General features: G+C 46.6%; 20 protein-coding genes. 4 read left to right on the forward strand and 16 right to left on the reverse strand.

Going from position 1 to position 22,781, the window contains the following annotated elements:
* Positions 1 to 144 precede the first annotated feature (144 nt).
* The 3 genes from ASG89_RS03045 (at position 145) to ASG89_RS03055 (ending at position 5,262) form a co-directional block, all read left to right on the forward strand.
* Complete coding sequence (locus ASG89_RS03045) at positions 145 to 1,959, forward strand: sensor histidine kinase (protein WP_057308834.1); 1,815 nt, start codon at positions 145 to 147, stop codon at positions 1,957 to 1,959.
* Positions 1,952 to 3,568: a response regulator gene (locus tag ASG89_RS03050; protein WP_057308835.1), complete on the forward strand. Its 1,617-nt coding sequence runs from the start codon at positions 1,952 to 1,954 to the stop codon at positions 3,566 to 3,568. The genes ASG89_RS03045 and ASG89_RS03050 overlap by 8 nt, the downstream gene beginning before the upstream one ends.
* Positions 3,569 to 3,789: 221 nt before the next feature.
* Positions 3,790 to 5,262, forward strand: a complete 1,473-nt coding sequence (locus ASG89_RS03055) for an oligosaccharide flippase family protein (protein ID WP_057308836.1) — start codon at positions 3,790 to 3,792, stop codon at positions 5,260 to 5,262.
* 73 nt (positions 5,263 to 5,335) lie between these two features.
* On the opposite strand, the gene ASG89_RS03060 is transcribed toward ASG89_RS03055, so the two are convergent.
* From ASG89_RS03060 to ASG89_RS03105, 10 genes are all read right to left on the reverse strand, one after another.
* Positions 5,336 to 6,115 carry an ATP-binding cassette domain-containing protein gene (locus tag ASG89_RS03060; protein ID WP_057308837.1) on the reverse strand — a complete coding sequence of 260 codons (780 nt, stop codon included), beginning with the start codon at positions 6,113 to 6,115 and terminating at the stop codon, positions 5,336 to 5,338.
* 15 nt (positions 6,116 to 6,130) lie between these two features.
* Positions 6,131 to 6,913: an ABC transporter permease subunit gene (locus ASG89_RS03065; protein ID WP_057308838.1), complete on the reverse strand. Its 783-nt coding sequence runs from the start codon at positions 6,911 to 6,913 to the stop codon at positions 6,131 to 6,133.
* Positions 6,882 to 8,066: an FMNH2-dependent alkanesulfonate monooxygenase gene (gene ssuD, locus ASG89_RS03070; protein WP_057308839.1), complete on the reverse strand. Its 1,185-nt coding sequence runs from the start codon at positions 8,064 to 8,066 to the stop codon at positions 6,882 to 6,884. The genes ASG89_RS03065 and ssuD overlap by 32 nt, the downstream gene beginning before the upstream one ends.
* A gap of 38 nt (positions 8,067 to 8,104) precedes the next feature.
* Entirely contained in the window at positions 8,105 to 9,112 is a 1,008-nt protein-coding gene (locus ASG89_RS03075) for a sulfonate ABC transporter substrate-binding protein (protein ID WP_057308840.1), read from the reverse strand.
* Positions 9,113 to 9,299: 187 nt separating this feature from the next.
* The gene (locus ASG89_RS03080) at positions 9,300 to 9,710 is read right to left on the reverse strand and encodes a GNAT family N-acetyltransferase (RefSeq protein ID WP_057308841.1); all 411 of its coding nucleotides are present in this window, start codon (positions 9,708 to 9,710) and stop codon (positions 9,300 to 9,302) included.
* 258 nt (positions 9,711 to 9,968) lie between these two features.
* Positions 9,969 to 11,456, reverse strand: coding sequence for a protein adenylyltransferase SelO (locus ASG89_RS03085; protein WP_057308842.1), 1,488 nt, complete (start codon positions 11,454 to 11,456; stop codon positions 9,969 to 9,971).
* 108 nt (positions 11,457 to 11,564) lie between these two features.
* Complete coding sequence (locus ASG89_RS03090) at positions 11,565 to 12,044, reverse strand: DinB family protein (protein ID WP_057308843.1); 480 nt, start codon at positions 12,042 to 12,044, stop codon at positions 11,565 to 11,567.
* Between the two features lie 16 nt (positions 12,045 to 12,060).
* Entirely contained in the window at positions 12,061 to 12,927 is an 867-nt protein-coding gene (locus tag ASG89_RS03095; RefSeq protein ID WP_057308844.1) for a hypothetical protein, read from the reverse strand.
* Between the two features lie 5 nt (positions 12,928 to 12,932).
* Positions 12,933 to 14,219, reverse strand: a complete 1,287-nt coding sequence (locus ASG89_RS03100) for an RAP domain-containing protein (protein ID WP_057308845.1) — start codon at positions 14,217 to 14,219, stop codon at positions 12,933 to 12,935.
* Between the two features lie 124 nt (positions 14,220 to 14,343).
* A complete protein-coding gene (locus ASG89_RS03105; RefSeq protein WP_057308846.1) occupies positions 14,344 to 15,042 on the reverse strand; it encodes a hypothetical protein in 699 nt (232 codons plus the stop codon).
* 192 nt (positions 15,043 to 15,234) lie between these two features.
* Here ASG89_RS03105 and ASG89_RS03110 point away from each other — a divergent pair, with 192 nt between their 5' ends.
* The gene (locus ASG89_RS03110) at positions 15,235 to 15,867 is read left to right on the forward strand and encodes a DUF2306 domain-containing protein (protein WP_057308847.1); all 633 of its coding nucleotides are present in this window, start codon (positions 15,235 to 15,237) and stop codon (positions 15,865 to 15,867) included.
* A 171-nt stretch (positions 15,868 to 16,038) separates the two neighbouring features.
* Here ASG89_RS03110 and ASG89_RS03115 read toward each other — a convergent pair whose 3' ends face one another.
* From ASG89_RS03115 to ASG89_RS03140, 6 genes are all read right to left on the reverse strand, one after another.
* The gene (locus tag ASG89_RS03115; protein ID WP_057308848.1) at positions 16,039 to 18,072 is read right to left on the reverse strand and encodes a Na+/H+ antiporter; all 2,034 of its coding nucleotides are present in this window, start codon (positions 18,070 to 18,072) and stop codon (positions 16,039 to 16,041) included.
* Between the two features lie 138 nt (positions 18,073 to 18,210).
* A complete protein-coding gene (locus tag ASG89_RS03120) occupies positions 18,211 to 19,431 on the reverse strand; it encodes an ABC transporter permease (RefSeq protein ID WP_057308849.1) in 1,221 nt (406 codons plus the stop codon).
* 17 nt (positions 19,432 to 19,448) lie between these two features.
* Positions 19,449 to 20,162 (reverse strand): ABC transporter ATP-binding protein, encoded by a 714-nt coding sequence (locus tag ASG89_RS03125; protein ID WP_057308850.1) that lies wholly within the window; start codon positions 20,160 to 20,162, stop codon positions 19,449 to 19,451.
* Positions 20,163 to 21,165: 1,003 nt separating this feature from the next.
* Positions 21,166 to 21,423: a hypothetical protein gene (locus ASG89_RS03130; protein ID WP_057308851.1), complete on the reverse strand. Its 258-nt coding sequence runs from the start codon at positions 21,421 to 21,423 to the stop codon at positions 21,166 to 21,168.
* 79 nt (positions 21,424 to 21,502) lie between these two features.
* Positions 21,503 to 22,339, reverse strand: coding sequence for a glycosyl hydrolase (locus tag ASG89_RS03135; protein WP_157276500.1), 837 nt, complete (start codon positions 22,337 to 22,339; stop codon positions 21,503 to 21,505).
* Positions 22,340 to 22,388: 49 nt separating this feature from the next.
* A complete protein-coding gene (locus tag ASG89_RS03140) occupies positions 22,389 to 22,760 on the reverse strand; it encodes a hypothetical protein (protein ID WP_057308853.1) in 372 nt (123 codons plus the stop codon).
* Positions 22,761 to 22,781: the final 21 nt, after the last annotated feature.

The following is a 22,781-nucleotide window of genomic DNA, read 5'->3' on the forward strand; positions in this document are numbered from 1 at the left end:
TCAAACAGTTCTTTCTATTTCATCTTACTTTCATTCGAATCATTCGTTAAGACCTTAATTTTCTTGATTGGAGTGCGGTTTTTTTAGAAGTGCTGATGTTACTGAACCTGATGTGATATATTGGGCATAGAGGGAGGTTATGGGATGAAGAAATGGAGCATTAAGTTCAAGCTGCTAATCATGACTGGCCTATTAATTCTACTATCCGTGATCTTGGTTTCCTTCGTCTCCTACCATCAGTACACCAAAGACTTCGAGAATCAATCCACCGAAAGGGTTCAACAGATCATCGAGCAAGCCTCTCTGAACATCGACAATTATCTGGATGACTTATCGCGTTTATCGGTCGCCCCCTACCGAAATTCGGCAGTGATGGCTGCACTGGAAACCACCCAAATTGAATCGGAGATCGAACAACTCAAGAAGACTCGCACAATTGAAGATTTTCTGGATGAAATTATGATCATTCCAAGAAATGATATTCTTACTGTATTTGTACTAACGGACACCGCATACTCGAGCGGCAGGGTGCAGACCAACATCGATTCAAAGGTCGATTTTCACACCTTCGATTGGTACTCGGAAGCGCTTTCAACTCAAGAGTCTATTTTCGTTCCCGCGCATATGCAGCAGATTATTAAGAACCCGAAGAATACAGTCTTCTCGATCGTACGACAGCTTCGCAGCACCAAGGATACGGAGAAAATTATTGGTATTATTAAGGTGGATGCCAATTACAGCGGTATTGAAGCGATTGGCAATAAGGTGAACATGGGCAGCAAAGGTGGGCTCTTCATTGTGGATGCAGATCAGAATCTTATATTTTCCAATGTCAAAGGCGGTCATGAGCTGGACCTCTTTCAAACCATGCTGAAAACCAGCCATTCTAAGACGACGATCCGTTTGGATAATGAGAACTATCTGCTTAATGCGACTCCCATTTCACGAGCTAACTGGACCGTTGTTGCCGTAAACTCCGTTGCCGAACTCAATCACAATGCCGTCAAAACAAGAAATATCGCATTCTTAATGGCGATTATTAGCTCCTTTCTCGCTATACTTGTCTATTTCTTCTTCATCAAAAGATATCTCAATCCGTTGCTAACCATTGTTAAGCTGATGAAAGAGATTGATCATGGCAATTTATCCGTCACCTTCCCAAACCACAGGCATGATGAAATTGGCTACCTAGGGTCCTCCTTTAATGAGATGGTTCACCGCATTCAAGAGATGCTCGAAGAGAACACGAAACTTGTCAGAGAAGTGTATGAGGCAAATTTCCTGCAAAAGGAAGCCCAAATCAAAGCATTGTTCAACCAGATTAGACCGCATTTTATTTTCAACACACTCAATATGATCAGCCTTCTGATGCAGAGCGGCAAAGAGGAGCAAGCCGTAGATCAAATTAATAAGCTTAGTTCCCTCCTAAGGGGTATGACGAACTGGGATAAAGAAATCACGATTGGGCAGGAAATCAGCTTACTCGAGGCTTACCTCAGTATTCAAAGCAGCAGATTCAATGGAAGACTGGAATACACAATTACGATTGCTAATTCGCTGGGCAGTTATTATATTCCTGCGCTCCTCCTACAGCCTGCCGTTGAGAATGCCGTTATTCATGGGTGTGAGATGAAGAAAGAGAAAACGGTCATACATATATATAGTGATGAAGATGACACTAATCTCTATTTCTATGTTCGCGATAATGGAAAAGGGATCGATGCCGATAAGCTGGCAAAGCTGCGGGAACGTGTGGAATCGTTAGTGTATAACGAAGATCTCCACGGTTTACATCATAGTGCAGGTACAGGAATCGGTCTTGTCAATGTGAATAAGCGGATCAAGCTGAAGTATGGGACTGAGTATGGACTTACGATTGATAGTACGCCGGAAGTAGGCACATGCGTCACGATCATTTTACCCAAATTAGACGCCAGAAAGGAGAATCGGCATGTATAAAATGCTCGTGGTCGATGATGAGTCACTTACTAGAGACTACCTGAAGCTAACTATTCCGCAGATCAATCCTGAGTGGGAGGTCACGCATGTCGCCTCAGATGGCAAGGAAGCTCTTGAGATTCTTGAACAGCATGCTGTTGATTTAATCCTCACCGATATTAAAATGCCTGTCATGGACGGCCTCACTTTATGTAAAATCGTTTCAAAAATGTCTCCTCGCCCAAGAACAGTCATCCTGTCAGGCCATGATGAGTTTACTTTTGCTAAAGAGGCCATAACCTATGGTGTGAATGAATATTTGCTGAAGCCTATTGTTAAGGAAGAGCTGCGCGTCGTCCTCGAGCATATTACACAAGATTTGGATAAAGAGAAAAGTCAGCTCCTGACCCAACAATCCATGCGAATTCTCTCTGAGGATTCCAAAAACCATGTGGTCAAAAATTTCTTGAAAGCCGTTATCGTAGACAGTAATGCGGAGATTAAAGTTCTCTACCCACTTCTCTTCCGTCTAAAGGTGAGCTTAATCGAGACAGAAGGTAATCTAATGATCCTCTCATTGGATGAAGATATGATCCTTAGAAAATCTATTCCATACGCTGATATTCCTGTATTTAAATATATTTTACAACAGATTGCAACTGAAATTGTGGAGGAAGGACGGGTGTTCTACGATTCGGAGGAAAATACAATTATACTTGTAACCGGCGATTGTCAAGATGACCTAATTGAACAATGCAGAGCCATCCATGCTAAAGTAGCTGACGCGATCTATAGGAGCACAGGTATTACGATCTCCGGTGCTATTGGTAATTGTGTCAACGATGTGCTTCGATTGAACTCCTCCTACCGCAAAGCGCGCAAAATGCTAATGAGCCGTTTGCTGGGTGGCGGTAACTCCTGCTTCGCCTTCAGCGATGAGAGTAGGGATATGCCTACCATTCTAGAATTGGATAAAACAATGATGGCTATTCAATCCGGTTTGCTCGATAGAAATGAAACGAACTACATGGTTTCCGTTCGGCACTATGCCGAGCTAATGGACAGTTATCAGCTCCCCGTTGTTTACCGATATGGCGTTCATTTAATTAGGAGTATAGCGGCCATGAACCCGAACTTTACGGATGAAGGCATACAAGCTGCGCAGACGATCCTGAGGAAGCTGGAAAGCCCCACTTTACAGGCACCGTCAAAGGAAGAAGTGCTGCTTATCTTTTATGAAATTCTCAAATCCTTCATCCTACATGCCACGCCGAGGCTTGATAACGAGAACGAGCATGACCTTGTAGCCAAAGCTAAGGAATACATTTATTCGCACTACGCGGAGCCTATCTCTCTCGCTATTATCGCAGATACAATAGGCGTTTCCGCTAGTTATTTGAGCAATATTTTTCATAAAAGCGTGAATGAATCGTATATTAAATTTTTAACCAGAGTACGGATGGAGCAAGCCGCCAAGCTATTGAGAGCAAGGCCTGCTGAGAAGATTATTGATGTCTCAGACAAAGTAGGGTACGTGAGTGTGAAGCATTTCTCCCATGTATTCAAGCAGCACTTCTACATGCCCCCTGGAGAATATCAGGAAAAGCAAGCTGCCGCGTTAAAAGCGTGAGAAAAGCCGTCAGGAAGATCTTCCTGGCGGCATATTTTAAGTTTAACATACTAGGGGATGTGCAATCCCCGTATTACTCTTTCAACCATTCGAGGTGGCATATAATCTCTGAATATCTCCATTTATCTCCGGTTTCCTGCCATTCCTTCGGTTGTCAAGCTCGTAGGGGTCTGCTACTCTTTGGATAACAAGACCTATAAACGGGAAAAGGGGCAACCCCCATGCTGAATCGGAATATCATGTTAACGGATACGCAGCGGTTTTTGCTTCGAAATGTGTCCATCATTGTGCTCGGTCTCTTCATTAACCAAATGCTCCAAACAGTGGGAAGCATCGTTCTAGCTCGTGTACTGGACGATCCTACCAAATTCGGTCAAGTGAATCTCTTGTTGCAAATTTTCGGCATGGCATCGTTATTTCTGAATGTCGGATTCAACTCCTCTTTAATCTATACTTTTTCTAGGAAGCCGGACCAGGCGATACAAACTAATTTTCGCGTTGCTTTTTTCGGGAGCTCACTATTCGGGGTTATCTTCGGGATCGTACTCGCGCTACTCGCACCCATCCTAGCGAATTATTATCATCTGCCTGAGCTAAAAGGAGCCCTGATCCTAAGTTCGATCATGTTTGTTTTCAACTCCATCATCAATATTGGAGTCGCTTCTTTCTCTGGAAACCGTGATTTTGGCGTCCAAGCCTTCTTCATGGTTATTACGACGACACTTGCCACTTCAGGTACGGTTGTCGGCGTTTTACTACCCATAGGCTCGTTAAACCTTCTCGAAAACATCTCGCTGTGGATGAGCGTAGGGGCGATCCTGACGGCTCTTTTCATCGGCTGGAAAGTTGAACGTGTGCATAATCCGAAATGGTTCGGTGGCATCCCGTTCCAAGAGGTTCGGAGTATGATGGCATACGGCCTACCGTCTTGGGCAGGCAATATTGCGAAAGCATTCCAACAACCTTTTCTGGTCATGATGGTCGGTTCCAGTTCCGTTATCGCCGTCGGTTATTTATCCAATGGATTCCGTATAACGGGCTTCATCGGCATCATTACTTGGGCGTTCATGATTGTCACCTTCCCATTCGTGGCCGAGAGTGCGCAGGATTTGAAGGAAAGCAAGCAACGTGGGACGAGCTGTGTCCGATATAACAACATTTTTCTGTATCCGCTAACAGCGCTCATCTGTTTATATCCCGATCAGATCAACGGCTTTCTATTCGGGGAGAGCTTCACATCAGGGGATTCCGCTGCCTATATTAGGTTGATGGCTTTGGGCGTCTTATTCTCCTCCGTAGGTCGACTTGGCGGCAGCATTTTAGCTGGAATTGGCAAAACAAAGTCTAACTTCTGGGTCATGATTGTGGCTGGTATTTTCGTCGTTGCCATCGTCCCCTTCATTGCAGCTGAAAGTCCCGTCTTAGCTGTTTGTATTTACACTGGTGGATGGGCTGTCTCCGCGATTGCCATGATTGGATTTTTCTACTATGAAAAGTTTCCGCTTGATTGGTGGAAGGCTTACGGACAACCTCTTCTACCTACAATCGGGATGATGGCTATCATGGAAGCTGGCTCGTTTGCCGAAGGTTGGTATCCCATTTTCATCATTGCTGGCCTACTAGGTCTACTCATTTTAACGATTATGATTGAAAAACGTCCCAGTCACGATGTACATACACCAGCAGCACGCTAAATACACACTGCTGAAACACAAAAAGCACTTCATAGCAGTCATGCTGCCTTGGAGTGCTTTTTATATGCAAACGCTAGATCGAATACGCGTACTTGTTATTTGGTGTAATATCCCCTAGAGCAGGATTCTGCTCCTTCACCAGGATGCGATCCAGAATCAACTGTTCAAAATAGGCGAACCCGCTGTCCCGCACGCGTGGGCGTGGGAGCGAGATTTTCACATCGAGGGCAATCTGGCCCTCTTCGATTAAAATAACACGATCCGCCAGCTGAACGGCTTCGGAAACATCATGCGTAACGAGCAGCGCCGTAAACTTCTGCTGGTACCACAGCCGCTCAATGAGCTGCTGCATCTCAATGCGTGTCAGCGCATCCAGCGCGCCGAGCGGCTCATCCAACAGCAGCAGGCGAGGCTGCCCAGCCAAAGCACGGGCCAGTGCAACGCGTTGGCGTTGCCCCCCAGACAGTACTCCCGGCCATTCATTCGTCCTATCCGCCAGCCCCACTTGCGCAAGAACCTCTTCGGCTCTCCAACGTGAGCCATCTCTCACCCCAACCTGAACATTCGCGAGCACGCGGTTCCACGGAAGCAGGCGCGCATCCTGAAACAACACACGTGTTTCAGAATGGATGCCTTTGAGCGCCTGGCCGTCGACCTCGATTTGGCCGCTCGAAGGCTTATCCAACCCAGCGATTAAGCGCAGCAGTGTGCTTTTGCCGCATCCGCTTCGCCCGACAATCGCAATAAACTCGCCTGGTGCTACATCCAACTCTACACCTTGCAGCACTTGCTTTTGGCCAAAAACTTTCGCAGCCTGCTTCACTTGTAATCGAATGCCAGTACCTTCCGCCATCGTACCCACTCTCCTTTATGATTTCAAGAAATTAGGATGCCATTGCAGCCATGCATGTTCCAGTAGCTTTGCTAAATAATCGGATATTTTACCAAGTAGAGCATAGACGATAATACTCAGAATAACGACATCCATTTGCAAAAATTCTCTAGCATTCATCGCCATATAGCCAATCCCTGAACTGGACGAAATCGTTTCGGCCACGATTAAAGTTATCCACATAATACCTAGAGAGAAACGAACCCCAACTAGAATCGAGGGCAGCGCACCGGGAATAATGATTTTGCGGAACAAATGAAAATGGCGAAGCCCGTAAACGCGACCCATTTCGATCAGACCCGGATCTACAGATCGAATACCATGGAAGGTATTTAAATAAATGGGGAAGAAGACACCTAACGCAACTAGGAAGAGCTTGCCTTCTTCTCCAATACCGAACCAGAGGATGACCAACGGAATCATCGCTAGATGAGGAATATTCCGCAGCATTTGTACGGATGTGTCCGTCACTTTTTCAAGAATAGGATAGAGTCCATTAATTAAACCTAGAGCAAAACCGATACTGCCGCCAATCGCAAAGCCGATAAATGCTCGTTTGGAGCTAGCACCGATATACGTAAACAAGGTTCCTTTCTCTGCCAAATGAACGCCAGCTGCGAATACAGCCGAAGGTGTAGATAGAATTCGGGTGGATATCACCCCAAACTGTCCTAATAGCTGCCATAAAACAAGAAGTACAATTGGAAGCGCCCAAGGGAGCAGCCCATTACCCAGAGACTTTGACAGGTTGGTTGTCATCGGACCGAACCCCCTTTGCTGGCTTCGGCAACTCGGTGTTGGCGATGAGTTCTCCAAAAGGACTTACGTAATTCGCAGATTCCGAAGAGCGTTTCTTATTGGTTTGCAGAGGCAAATGCGGGAATAGCAGCTCTGCTGTCCGATAAGCCTCCTCCAAGTGCGGGTAGCCTGAGAAAATAAACGTCTCAATGCCTAGCTCTGCATATTCCTTCATTCGCGTAGCAACCGTCTCCGGATCACCGACCAATGCTGTCCCTGCACCTCCGCGCACAAGCCCGATGCCTGCCCACAGATTAGGACTAATCTCCAACTTGGTCCGATCGCCTTTGTGCAGCTCTGCCATTCGGCGTTGGCCGACAGAGTCCATGGTTGCAAATATTTTCTGCGCAGAAGCAATGGTCTCATCATCCAAATGGGAAATGAGGCGATTGGCATCTGCCCAAGCTTCCTCAGCGGTTTCACGTACGATGATATGCAAGCGAATACCAAACTTCACCGTGCGGCCTCGCTTCGCTGCTGCTTCGCGAACTGTCTTGATTTTCTCAGCGACTTGAGCTGGCGGCTCTCCCCACGTTAAATACACATCGACATGATCTGCTGCTACTTCAATTCCTGCTTCTGAGGAACCACCGAAATAGATCGGAGGGTATGGTGCTTGGATTGGCGGATAAACAATCTTCCCGCCTTTGACTTTCAAATGTTCACCTGTAAAATCGACTTGCTCACCAGCCAGCTCATTGCGCCAGATGTGCAGGAATTCATCGGTCAACTTATAGCGAGCATCATGCTCCAGGAAGAGTCCCTCCGCTTCAAGCTCTTTGGCATCGCCGCCTGTGACGACGTTGATCAATAACCGACCATCCGATAACCGATCGAAGGTGGAAGCCATTCTGGCCGAAAGAGTCGGCGACATCAAGCCCGGTCTGACTGCGACTAGGAATTTTAGCCGCTCTGTCACGGGAATTAAGGAAGATGCCGCAACCCATGCATCCTCGCAAGATCTACCCGTCGGCAGCAGCACGCCACCATAACCTAATTGATCAGCCGCTTGCGCAATCTGCTTCATATAGCCATAATCAACTGCGCGTGCCCCTTTCGTTGTACCAATGTATCTGCTGTCTCCGTGTGTCGGAATGAACCAGAATACTTCCATCTTCATCGTCTCCCTTATCATTTATAAATAGCTCGAACCTATTTCGTAGCTGGCAATACGGCATCTTTCACTTTAATTTCCTTCGGGATCAGTCCTAGTTTGAAAAAGGTATCGGCGATTTTCTGTTGTTCAATAATCAACGCATCATCAATCGGTAAAATGCCGTATGTTCTGCGTTTTGCAGCGCGTTCCAAGGAAGGTACGTCAATACCTAACTGCGGAGACAACGTCTCGGCAAGCTCTTTGGGATGATCTTTGGACCATGTATCTACTTTGGCCAGTTGATCTAATACGATTTTGACCGTATCTTTATTATTTTCTGCATAGGAGCGAGTAGCTAGATAAAACTCATGATTCGCAACGGTGTCTTTGCCGTCAGCCAAGATTTTCGCTTTGGCGGAAGTTTCTGCTGCTGAGAAGAAGGGATCCCAGATCACCCAAGCATCGACGCTGCCTTTCTCAAACGCTGCTCTAGCATCTGCTGGAGGGAGGAAAACAACTTGAATATCTTCATATTTCAACCCAGCTTTTTCTAGCTGCTTCACTAACAGGTAATGCACGTTAGAACCTTTGTTCAAAGCAACTTTCTTGCCTTTCAGCTCAGCAACAGATTTAATTTCCGACTTCTCCGGGATGAGGATCGCTTCACTAGCAGGGCTTGCTGGTTCATGCCCTAAGTAAACCAGCGGCGTTCCTGCGGCTTGTGCAAAAATCGGTGGCGCCTCACCCGTATGCCCCACATCAATGCTGCCAACATTCATCGCTTCTAGCAGCTGCGGCCCACCCGGAAACTCCGTCCATTGGATGGTGATGCCTTTTTCTTTTAACGCTTTATCGAGCTCGCCGTTCGCTTTCAGGAAGTTCACGGTGCCGTATTTCTGATAACCGATGCGCAGTGTTGTGCTTTTCTCTGATTTCGTTGTAGCCGCAGGCGCTTTCGTATCGACTGCTGCACCCGTTGTCGACTTAGATGCCGCTCCGCAACCGCTCAACACCGTAACTAGCAAAGTGGATAATACAAGACTCGTGAGTAGATTTTTTCTCATGATAAAGCCCCCCTTATTTCTTATATAGTTTGTTTACAGCGTGCACCGATTGGATACAAAAAAGAGACACAGCTCTCCCCATTCATGGAAGTTTCGCTTGTGTCTCCGGTGGTCCGGTCGATACATAATTATTCTTATAAGATTACTTGGTTTTAATTTATCAGCAATCTTATTGTTCGTCAATAGTTTATTTGAATTTCTTGGTCATAATCATTTCTAGCGGCTCATTATCGAGTAACAAACATCCTGCATCGCGATAGCCTAATTTTCTATAGAAGTGCTGAGCCTCTTCACTAGCTGAAGTGGAGGTCATAACTACCTTAAAGCCCTTATTCCTCATTTCTTTTTCCCAATAAAGGACGACATGCTTACCGAATCCCTGACCTCGATATTGTTCTTCGAGCCATAGCATGTTCATGAATGGTGTGTTGTCCCAGAAATATCCGAATCTCATCCATCCGATATTATTCTCATTTTCGTCCCGCAGCATATATATTTCTTGATCATTAATTTTCTTTAAAATTAAGCTCTGTAGAACGTGATGGTCACGTACTTGTAGATATGCATAGTCAGCATTAGTTGCAACCGCAATTTGCATCAGTATCCCCTTCCTACGTAACGTAATCCGCTCAACATCTGCAACTTTTGCTCGATGGCGCGGGGTAGGTAGCCGACAGTTTAGATGGAAAACATACAGTTAAATTTGGCCAATTTCCCTTAATTCCAGGAATAGATGGAGAAAATCCAGTTAATCGGATTTGAGGGCCACCGCGTAACCCACCGTGTGACATGCACCGCGCCCCTGGGATAGCGCGCGGTGCGGATTCCATTAGCGGATAGTCATGGGATCGCGTACTCAGGTGCCACAAAACGTTTGATACGCACAAGCCGAAGGCTCCGGCAGCGCGGCATACTCTGCTTGCTCAGGTGCGTGTGCGAAGGGATTCGCAAGCACAGCAAGAAGTCGCTCCATCACGCTGTTGTCACCATGTTCGACCGCGGCTTCTAACGCTTCTTCTACCCGATGGTTGCGAGGAATGACGGCAGGATTGCTGCTGCGCATCAATTGCTGTGACGACGTCTGGTCTTCCTGTTGTCTGCCTAGTCTCGCCTGCCATTGTTCCTGCCAAGGGGCAAACTCTGGCGTACCGAACAGGACTGATTCCTCTATTGTATCAAACGTCAATGCTAAGAAAGTATTCGTATAGTCTGCACTATGCTTCTCCATCATGCTTAGCAAGCCTTCGATTAGCGCAAGATCTTCTTGCTCTTCATGAAAGATCCCGAGCTTCGCTCTCATTCCCGTAAGCCACGCTTGTTGATAGGTCGTGGAAAATTCGGACAGCGCACCTTCAGCTAGTTTAATGGCTTGCTCCTCGTCAGCATGCAGCAGCGGCAACAGTGTTTCTGCAAATCTTGCGAGATTCCATACCGCAATACGCGGTTGATTACCATAGGCGTAGCGACCATGCGTGTCGATGGAGCTGAACACCGTGGCAGGGTCATAGGCATCCATAAAGGCACAAGGACCATAATCAATCGTTTCTCCGCTAATCGCCATATTATCGGTGTTCATTACGCCGTGAATAAAGCCAACGAGCTGCCATTTCGTAATGAGCTTGGCTTGACGCTTAATCACTTCCTGAAGGAAGCGAAGATAGCGGTGCTCATTAGGGTCACCCTGCGCATCTAGCTCTGGATAATGTCTCTGTATGGTGTAATCCGCAATCGCACGAAGATCCTCGATGGTGCCATATTGCGCAGCATATTGAAAAGTACCAACGCGGATATGACTTGCCGCTAGTCGTGTGAGAACTGCGCCAGGCAGCTCGATTTCACGGTAAATAACATCACCCGTTGTAACAACTGCTAAGCTTCGCGTCGTAGGGATACCAAGTCCGACCATTGCTTCGCTGATGATGTATTCGCGCAGCATGGGTCCAAGGGCTGCACGGCCATCGCCTCGACGGGAGTAGGGTGTTCTGCCCGAGCCCTTCAGTTGGATATCCACCCGTTCCCCTAGAGGCGTGATCTGTTCGCCCAGCAAGATAGCCCGGCCATCCCCTAACATGTTAAAATGCCCAAATTGATGCGCAGCATAAGCTTGCGCAAGCGGTGTCGAACCGTCTGGAATATGATTGCCTGCGAGTGTAGCAACACCTTCTTCGCTTCGCAATGCCGAAGCATGTAATCCCAGCGCCTCTGCCACGGGTTCATTTAGAATAATCAACTTCGGTGCGCGCCCAGGCGTAGGATCAACTTTCGTAAAGAAGGATTGCGGAAGTCGTGCGTAACTGTTATCCAAATTCCAACCTGTATCTTGTTTTGCAATGTGATCTGTCATCGTATCTCCTCTTTCTTACTCCAACATGCTACTTTCCCAATTATATCATAGTCGACAAAAAAACCTCTTCATAAGCATATGCGAAGAGGTTTTCCTTATCGTTCGTTGCTATGGCTGACGCTTTGTTGCAAATCGTTTGAGTGTAGTTATCGTATTAAAGTGCATACCCTCGTGATATAACGTGAAGTTTAGGAATTCTCCAATTGTATTTAGGCGTAGACCGCTGCCTGTTGTAAAAGGCTGTTTGACTTGCTCATCTAAGCGATCCTGTAAGATACTCTGAATCCGTTTGGGTTGCTCCGCAAGCAACGCAAGTAATTCCTCAAGCGAAGGAAGTTCCTCGTTCCAATCTGCTGGTTTGGTGCCTTTTGCAAATAAACGCTCAAAGTTCTCAGGTAATTGTAACGGCTCTCCAGCAAAATGAAAGGCAAATTTCTCTTGCACAACATAAATGTGCCCCAAATTCCATCGAATATTGTTATTAAATCCATCGGGCATGTGGTCGATTGTGTCTTCCGACAGTCCTGCAACCGCTTTGATGGTTGCTTGGCGAATAAAATCCAATTGGTTTAGAGTGATTTGCTTCATAAGGTATCCTCGCTTTTTACTCTACTGTAACATGTTTCCAGCAATCTTGCGCCACTTTTTTCAAAATCAAGGCTTGCTCCCACCGACTGGAGAGCTCTCGTCCATCCTGTCCCATAATCGCATAAGGAGCTGGCCCCAGTTCGCAGACGAAAGGAAGCACATCGCCAGGTTTAGCCTCCTGCAACCAATAGCGCATCGCTTGGGTCCACCATTTTGCATATCGAGCCACTAGTGCATCCGAGTAACCTACATCGACTTGAATCTGTTCACCAGACGATATACGGCTATGAATCGCTGAGGTTCGTTGCAGCACCGTATCGAGAAGATGCTCCGCCTTTTCTTGCTTCTCCGTCATTTCCCCTGCCAGCACGTAGTGGGAGATATCCAGCGTAAACCGCAGATTAGGCAGCGCTTGCGCGTAGTGGACAGTGCGGATCAAGTCTTGTGTAATTCTGCCACGATGCGTCTCAACATAAAATGGCATGCTCTGCTTCGCCGATACAGCGGCCAATCCACTTAGCAGATCAATAGCCTCATGGTCTATCACAAAAGAGTCCGCCACCTGCCCATTCACATACAGCATATCCATATCTGTCGCATGCTGAATATGGGACGATAAGTCACTCGGGCTGAATGGAAAACAATGTGAGCCAAAGCTCAGACTGTATTGATTCAGCAGCCGTTTCCACTCCTCCCTAGCATCGATTTCCGGCACTCTCGCCAAGATGCCAGTAAAGCCTGCACCCGCAATGCGCTCTAGCTTTGCCTCCAACGGAAGCTCTTCTTCTAACTCCATCATCGCCCACATGGATTGATGAATTTCGAGCCGCGGCGGGCGATTAGAGCCATCATTGATCCTGGTCATTTCGAATTGATCCATCATTCGTATTAATAGCCTCCTAGGCTGCCCGCAGGTTTATTTTTATTCAGATCACCATGGGCCTCCATGTATACCGCGCGCTTCTTTACTGTTCGCTCAGCTTCCTCTTGAGCTGCGCGCGCATCGCCGCCATGAACATCTTCAATCATCCAACGCTGTCCAAAGCCTGCATGTACAACCTCATCTGCCCAGTCAAAATCTTGAAATGTCGTCATAAGCGGATCCTTCGCGATATCGCGGCAGAACTCCCACTCCTCGCGCTTGCCTGGTGGATACTTCATCGCTGCCTTCTCAATGGCAATCGTGAGGTGCGAATAGGCCTCAGTTCCTTCAAAAAGCTGCGCTGTCATATCGTACCATCCCGTCCAATTAGGGAATTGATACACATCGTACCCTTTCGCACGAAGTGCCGCTTCACCAAACCAACTGTGACGAACCTCATCCCACATATGTCTAGCCGTATCGCGGTAGAAATGCCATGGCTTGCCCTCTGTTGTGAAATGGACATAAGCTACACCTTCCGCTGGCGACATCTCGTAATACCTCGACAGCATCATCGTCATGAATCTTCCTTCCGTATTGTCAGGGAGATTCATGCCCTGCATTTTCACGACCTGTGGGGTGAAACGACTGTCTCGCGTACTGAACTGCGGCATGACGAATGGCTCCGCTACGATCCTCGCAGATGGTTCTACGGGAACTCGTTCCTCCCATCCTGTTATACCACCCGCTGCTGCGAGCAATTGTTCTACATACATTCTCCAGCGCTGCGCTTGTTCCTTCTCCGTCTCCGATGCCGATTCCAGCACACGTTGAAGCGCCTCGCGCCCCCAATCCATTTGCTCTTCTCGGTCGATAAGCTGATGCTTCATGATATGAAGCGTAGGTTCATCAACGAGAGGCTGCGCTTTGCCTTTGTAGGCATGAAGGGCCGCATTCTGCGCGGGCTTCACTACATCAAAGAGTGCAGTCAACAAACACAAGGTTGTTGCTGAATTCAGCACCGTTTGCATCAGCTCGTTCAGCGATGTGTCTGGACATTTATCGAAAGCTACCGTGCTCATGCGCAGCTGTTTAATTCGATTGCGGAATTGATCGTGATGCTCCGCATCCTGCGAGCTCAAACGCGCAAGCGCACCTTTAATTTCATACTCCGGTCTAGCCGCCATATGCGCAGCCTCAATCCGCATAAGTTGACGATCGACATAAGCAATGCGTTGTATGGTTTTGGCTGATTCCTCTACGGACATGCCGATACGATCCCAATCCTTGATTCCCATGAATGGATGCAGCATAAGTACCCCTCCAGTATCTTTGCACTATAATATGAACTCATGAACTTATCATAGTGGTATTTACTATAAGATTACATGCATTGAATCACATATAAATTTGCACTAAAATACATAACATCACCGATTACATCTCATCATTCAATCCAATAAAACCTAGTCGGACGGTCATGGCCCATTTAGCAATCTTCAGCGTTTCAGCTATGGTGGAATACGATAACATCGATTGTTTATCGGTTCCTTGCAAACCCCATACCACGATGCTTTCATCTTGCGGGACTTTGACGCTCTGTTGTAATTTCATTTCACCTGTCATGCCGATTCCCACCGGTTTATCCACTCTGACTGTCGAACTATAATAACCATTATGGTTGATAATTGCATATTCCAACTCGCTATAAACAGCACCGCTAGGATCTTGGCGATCCTTAAACGAATAGACAAAATCGCCTTCGAAATGGTAATTACCCATCTCGTCTTTGTCCTTCTCCATTATGCTCATGCTCATCCCCGCTGACGTATTCTTCTTCACGCCATCATTCCAATAATCAAAACCGACTGCTAGATTCTGTTGCGGCCCATGATATTGAATCGCAATTGAACCAGACATCAGCCCCATAAATGGCTTCAGCTTTTCGTTATTTTTATTATCGAATAACGGTTCAGGAGAAGCTGACCACGTTGAACTATTGTCTGTTTTATCATCCACCTGAAGTTCAGGAGCACTCATAACTTTGCGGCTAGAGACGTCATTCACAACGGCCAAAGTCATCAGACCCGCCATCACGATGATTGAAAGTATTTGCGGTATTTTAGTCGTACCCATTCCGATCCACCTCCAAGAAGTTACAAATGCTTATATTTTATAATACTACCACAATTTGGGTGACATAGCCTGTGAACGATCCTTGCACACTCCCGCACTTTAGAATCTTTTAAGAAATAAATAAACAGCAGTTTAGATCTACGATTTACACTAAGAGAGGAGTGAGTCAATTGACGGGGGTTATAGCCATATATGAGTAAAAAACTAGGAATAATCTCCATTATCATCATTATTGCGGTTGCCATCATAGCCGTATTCCCTTATATCACCTTAGATCCAGAGAACAGCCGCGTTGCGCTTGATGTGAATTTCCCCTTGCACTACATGGTGCTGACAAGTCATATTGCACTTGCTCTGGTTGCCCTGATCAGCGGTTTGTTCCAATTTCATGTACGCTTTCGCACCAACTATCCGGCCTGGCATCGAGCGCTCGGACGCATCTATGTTTTCAGCATCATGCTAAGCGGATGTCTAGGTCTTGTTTTAAGCTTCTACGCGGAAAACTTCACGAAAGCCATGGCATTCCTTGTCTTAAGCGTACTTTGGCTAATCACCACGTGGAATGGTTTCCGCTTTGCGGTCAAAGGACAGCTCGCTCAGCATCGGATTTGGATGATGCGAAGCTATGCTGTCACACTCGTTGCTGTATCTGCCAGGGTTGTCGTGCCGATCTGCATTCTCCTCTATCTGGCTATGCACGGATTCCATCTTTCTGAAGGTGGTCGAGAGCAGATGGTTGCGGAGATTCTCAACATCAACGTGTGGTTCGGATTAATCATTAATCTTGTTGTCGTTGAATGGTATTTGCTGCGGTGGATGAAATGAGAAAGAGAGATGCATTTCAAATAGACAGGTTGATTCAATAAAAAAAAGGTTGCACTGCTGCATTTTCCACACTAGTTGCATAGCACAAAAAAGGAGATTAGAAGGCATAACTTCCTCCTAATCTCCTTGCACATTTCCATGCTGCGAATGAACGGTTAGTACGTATCCATTCTACTTCTCGCCATTATCCAAAATAAGCATTTCCTCATAATTAATCGCCTGCAATAATTCTAGCACAGTTCCACTTGAGATTTGATCAGCCTCTTCCAACTCTTGGATCCCATCCCGCTTCATCTGTACGCTTCGCAATTGAACAATTCTCAACTGCTGTAGAAACTCATCTTCCGAATGCTCGCTAAAAAGCTTACCGTCGTGTTTCTGACTGCGAGTGTAGTGTTGGATAACGAGCAGCGCCTCTAACTGATGCTTCGGCGATTGCTGATTGCGAATGGCTTTAACGGCTGCTTCTTGCAGCTGTTTTTCAATCGTTTGCAGCTCTTCAAACATCTCGGTGACGGATCTGAATTTCTCTGGAATCCCTTCTCTCCGGTGCTGCTGAATCTTGCGATTAAGTAGACTCAACTTCAATCTAACCCACATGTATTGCAGCTTTGCAAGAAAGAATGATTCCGACTGTGGCTGATGAAGTAAAGCAAACACGGGCTGCAGCTGCGGCGAAATGACACCTTGCGCAATCAATTCAGCTAGCCTAACGGCTTCGGCTGTTCGGCCAATTTGCTGAAGTTCTCGAATATAAGGACCAGATACCTTGACCGTCCCATAACAGTCCATCCGAATTTGCTCCTCCAGCTGTTGAACAACCGCGAGAGTAGCATCGTAGTTCTCCTCATTTTTCTCGGATTTGAGCGCTAGAATCGTTCGCTTCGCCAACTGAATACTTGCTTCTTTCAACGACAATGCTGCCTGGTCGGAAGTTGCCGCGGTGACAGACTTGCCAATAAACGGCATGGCGAATGTAGCAGCTAACATACTGATCAAGATGACGCTAGCCGAAATAAACAAAATAGTATGGCGCAGAGGGAATGGCGTTCCATCTGATAATTCAAAAGGAATCGATAAAGCTGTTGCTAACGTGATCGTACCATGGACGCCGCAGAAACTAGCCGCAAGAGCAAAGCTCCTTCTGCTCGTCTGAGTATTTGGCTCCGTCGTATTTTGATTAGAAGGAACGAACTCGTCGTGAAAAAGATAGACCCAGATGTACCTCGCCGCAAATAGCGCCGCAAAGATCGCTACGGCTAATCCGAGCTCTTTCAAGATTGAAGCCTCGCCACTCTGCACTAATCCTGTTATGACCTCTGGCAGCAATAAGCCGAGCAAGGCAAAAACAAGTCCATTCAAAATGAAGCTCAGCACTGACCATGTATTAGTCGAGATGATGTGCAGCTTGGTCGTTGTTTGCTGTAACCGATCACGTTCTAACCCGTGCACAATCCCCGCAACAACGACGGCCAAGATACCTGAAACGTGGATTTCCTCAGCAACCATAAAGATCACGAACGGCGTTAGCAACTGAATGGTGACGAGCGAGTTGACTTCTTCCAGCCCTTTTCTTCGTAGAAATAGTCTGAAATTCACCAAAAGCGCTCCTAGTACGAGTCCAACGATAATACCACCTATGGCGACAAGCAGGAATTCCCAAGCTGCTGATTTGGCCGAGAAGACACCTGTCATCACAACACCCAAAGCTACTTTGAAGGAAACTAATCCTGCTGCATCGTTGAGCAACGATTCCCCCTCTAAGATCGGCATTAAACCTTTGGGGAACGTCCGCCCCCTTGTCATCGACTTCACAGCAACGGCATCCGTTGGCGACATGACTGCTGCTAAGGCGAATGCGACGGGTAGTGGCATTGCAGGGATCAGATAGTGAATAAAATATCCGATACCTATGACGGTAAAGACGACAAGCCATAACGCCATTAGCAGAATGGGCTTGCGGTACTCCAGCAATTCTTTGCGTGAGATGACACGTCCATCTCCAAATAAAATAGGCGCAATGAGACAGACCATAAAGGCTTCCGGTTCAAAATCGAAATCCGTAGGAACGAATGGGAGCCATGACACCAAAGCGCCCAAACCAATTAAGTAGAAGGGCAACGGGATTCGAGGATAACGCTTATTGAGCAGTGTAGCTGTTACAATTACTGCTGCCACAATGAATAAAGGCAACAAAAGTTCCATCAAAACTTGCCTCTCTTTCATTTCCTTGTAGAGGGAATTATTGGGTAGCATCCGCTATTCCGTATAGTTCTATTCCATGAGGAAAGGAGCAGCCAGAACATCCTGACTCCCCCTTAGTTCCCTAACTTAACAAGTAACTCAATACCAACTAGTAAACACCGAAGAAGTTCCGTAAGTTAGCGGTACCGTTGCTCCCATCATGACAACCGGACCCCACCAAGTATGCATCGAGATACCCGTCACTAGGCTAATGACCATCATCGCTGGCAGCACCAAAATAGGGATCGCCGTCTGAATCGCTTGGTGTTTCATCGGGTCTTTAATCGGGAATAGGGACAGGAATGGTGCCGTCAGTTCATCTTTGCAGAATGATTTGCGCCAGAAGACAAGTAGGACAGCCGCAACAATCCAGACGAGGATTTTAATCGCACCTGGCAGAATAAACAGAACTCCACTGATGACGACGACAAACTGAATGGATTGCCGCCATTGCAGACCATTTCGGAAATACGATTTCACTAGCAGCTCTGCAATTCCTGTGCCGGCTCCTTTCCCTTTGAGCAACCGCTGAGATCTGCTGAACAGAAGCGGGTATCGGCGCATAGGTTTTCTTTTGCGTTCCATCACACGGATTAGCATAAGAGAAACAATCCGCATGCGTGCATCGCGTTCACGCGCGACATCCGCGAAGAAGGTACCTTTTTCGCGTAGCCGTGTCCGAGTTAGAAGTAGGAATGTTCCGATCAGTACTATGAGAACAAGCCCACTGTACAGAAGCTGATCCTTAATCTCCACGATTAACCATTGAAATACGAATAAGCCTCCTGCAAAAATCACAATACGCAGCAACCAAAGCAGGAACCGATGGAAGCGAAGCGCTAGCAATTGTCGAATTAGCCCTACATTAAGCTTGACTACATAAGTCAACAACCAGAAGCACACGACTTGTGTGATGCTGTACGAATAAACAGGCACTAGTAATGGCAGAAAAAGAAGCGTTGCCAGCATAGAAGTGACTCCTTGCAGCACCACCGAATACCGATAGCCGAGATGACTGAGATGTCGAAACCAGCTTTCATTTTGCCGGAGAAATAACTGATCGCCTTCTTCAACAAAGTAACGCAACGTGCCTAGCCATGTGAAAATGTAAAAAAGTGTTGCAACCGTATGTACGGATATCCCGCTTAACCAGGCAGGTGGCGTCATGTACCACGCATAATAGTGATAGCCCGCCACGATTAGCAGAGGAATGACGAAATAAATAGCAATGACCCAATCAACTGCCATGCGTAAGGCTCGATACTGAAACTTCAAATCCGAACGTACTCTGCGAGTAAAAACCTGAAAGCTACTATTCAAACCGCTGTCGCCCCCTCTCATAGTAAGGAATGGAAGCAGTCGAACAACGTTGCATCCGGCATGTCGCATTGCTTTTGAATGTCTTGCAGAGTTCCATTCGCTACCAATCTGCCACCCGAAAGCAGCACAAATGAACTGCAAATCCGCTCCGCTGTATCTAGCACATGGGTACTCATCAGAATGCCTGCCCCGCGCTGCCGTTCCTCTTCCAGCATCCCTAAGAAATCTTTGATCGCCTTCGGATCTAGTCCAATGAAAGGCTCGTCCACGATGTACACATCGGGTTTATTCAAAAAACCAAGAATCAGCATGATCTTCTGTTGCATCCCTTTGGAAAATTTCCCAGGTAATTGATGCTTCTCGTCTAATAGACGGAACCGATGCAAGAGATCGTCAGCACGCTCTAAGAATACGGTGCGATCTAACTCATAGACCGATGCCGCGAACTCCATGTGCTCCCACAACGTCAATTCATCGTACAGAATGGGGTGCTCGGGAATATAGGCATAACTTTTGTTCTCACCCATGAAGGAGATTTTGCCTTTAAAATCCTTCAACAAACCGAGAAGGCTCTTGATTGTCGTGCTTTTGCCAGCACCGTTCGGACCTAACAATCCTACGAGCTCCCCTTGCCTCACTGTAAAATGAATCCCCTTAATAATATCCGGCACCTCATCATAGCCGGCCTGCTCAATATATACATCTAATACTGCTAATTGTTCATCTGACATTCCGTGACTTCCCTTCCTCTTGATCGTACACCCTTTTCATATCGCTTTGCCAACATCTTATCATGAAAGCTTGCCCAAAGTATGAATGTAACATAAAAATGAGAAAAACCTTTAAGCGGGGTCACCCTGGATGAGCGACCGCGTTTAAAGGTTGTCTATAACTAATTGAGATTTCGCGTGGTAAAACCTAACATGAAATAATTAGTACCATCTCAAAGCAACAGGCAGACATTGGATAAACAAAACAAGGTTCTTCATGTGTTTCATCATCGTATTCACCCTTTCAAAAAGACAGAAAACGCCTATCCTGTGGTAGGATAGGCGCCATTGCCTCGAATATTAGTTGCACATCGTCGTGCGGTTAATTAGAGTATACATGGCGATCATAATCATGTCAAGTATAGTGACATTTAAATATGAAATATTTGTATTATGTCGTTTAACGTTATTTTATGTTAAGTAATATAACATCAACTCTTACTAACACACCACCAGTTGCTTAACTCTACAAATTTTCATTTACCGCTTCTGCTCAAGACTTCATAGGCTTTCATAGACTCCCCCATCCATGAGTTACATATTGCATGTTGCCCTCACTCACTCGGTCGCTCACCCACCTGTTCCCGATTCGCTGACAACTAACTGGATTTTCTACATCTATTTTTTCGAATTTCAACCAAAATAAGTAATTAAATGTAAAATGTACAGCTAATTTTGTCAAATCCTTTACTTTCGAGCATATTGAGCTCAATTAGCTGTAGGAAATCCAGTTATTCTTCATAAATACAAAAATCGGCTGTGATTACCTGTAGAAAATACAGTTATTTCACCATAGTAGCTGTTGGGGACAAGTTGAGCCAGAATCGGCGGAGGTAGGACTGGGTCTGACAGGAGGAAGATGGGTTTGATGGGTTTGATGGGTACTAGGTGTTCAGTGCTCAGTGTTAGTGTTCGGCGTTCGGTGTTGCATGCAGGGTGCTAGGTATCCCCTTCATAATTCCATCTAAAGCATCGCATCGCGCTGAACGTCGCTTATCTCCTGCACACGGTAACTATTAATAATTGCCGCCGCAAATGTAACCCGGTTATTCCGAAAAAAGTGATACAACATACGCGCCTCTGCACACTCTTCGTCATATCGCGGAAAGTTAAGAAAATCGTCCGCCGTCCAACCTTCGCCACGAAGACTCTCAATGGATGCTGCAATTTTGCTAGGAATGACAGGTTTGAATAAAGTTGTCGCCTCCGTTGTCATCGCCATACACGCCACCTTTCACTTGAATCTATCATTCTAGTAAAAGGATACCCACATCTAGCAGCGGTTAAACGTCGCTTAGCGCTTAATACTCCACATAACTGGTCACGGATTTGCCTGGCAGCGTAACCGTCATTGCACCACCCGCCACTGCTACGTCTGTTAATTTGGCCAGATCTTCAGTTGCGCTGGTACGTCTTCCTGAAACATTAGCCATCGTCAGACCGCTAATCGTCGTCGTGATAGCCGACGTGCTGTTATTAATTAACACCACGGATGCTCTACCCGTGCCATTCTTGCCACCGATAGCAACGAGATTGCTGTCGCTCGAAGCTGCCAGAATGCGGGTATCGTCCGGACGCAAGTAACGGCTGAATTGGCCCATTACATAGAGCCTTTTATTCACGGTGTACGCATTATTGGCCCCTAGATTGATGAGCCCTTCACCTGAGGCACTTGAAGCTGGATTCACCGCCCACCAGTAAAGCCAGCCTCGCTCGCCTCGCTTCAAGTCAGCAGCAATCATGTTGGCCCACTTCAATCCATCCGTGATACTCGGATCGTTGGCGGTTTGGAAATTACTGACCTCTGTCGCGATCAGCGGTTTACCGTAATGGTTCACTTCGACATACGTACTGTAATCGTGCACCGAAACAAAATCCAACTTCGCCCGCGTCGTTGCGCTGAAACTGTTCATGTAGTTGTTCGAAGCGGTTCGATTAGAGCCCTCTGGCGCGCCAACCAGTACGCCTTGATTCAAGCTGTGAACCACATCAGCCACCTTCGCGGATACTTGGTCTAATTCACTGGTCGTATACTGCGCCGACGCATAAGGCGTCGCTAAATCGGGTTCATTTTGCACACTGACCCATTTAATATTAAATCCAAACACATTCCGATATTGATTCACATACGTCTTCATGTAATTAGCGAAATTATCGTATTGCGAGGTGCTCAGATGCCCGCCATTGTTAGGCGAACCATCTTTGATGCAGATCCGTGTTCCAGTCCGTCACACCTGAAGAAGGCATGAACGTTGTTTGCACAGCATCCTGCGCAGCCGTATACGGATTGATCTCCATCCTCACAATTGACAATCCAGCATTAGAGGCATCTGTCCGGAACAATTTATCTAAAATTAGACCTTGCGTTGTTGCATTGTAATTCGTTTTCAACTCATTCACCGGGTGATTGGCTGCCGCACCAAATCCCCATATCGTTTGGTACGTCGTGTCTTTGTACAGCGTCACCGTACTTGCTGCCAATGCCGGGGGAGCCATGCTCACCAACATCGAAATCGCTAACCCAATTACACCATAAACCTTCTTTCTGTGTGAAATCATTCTGCATGCACCTCTTCACTC

It is taken from the genome of Paenibacillus sp. Soil766, from assembly GCF_001428105.1.
Taxonomy (GTDB): domain Bacteria; phylum Bacillota; class Bacilli; order Paenibacillales; family NBRC-103111; genus Paenibacillus_E.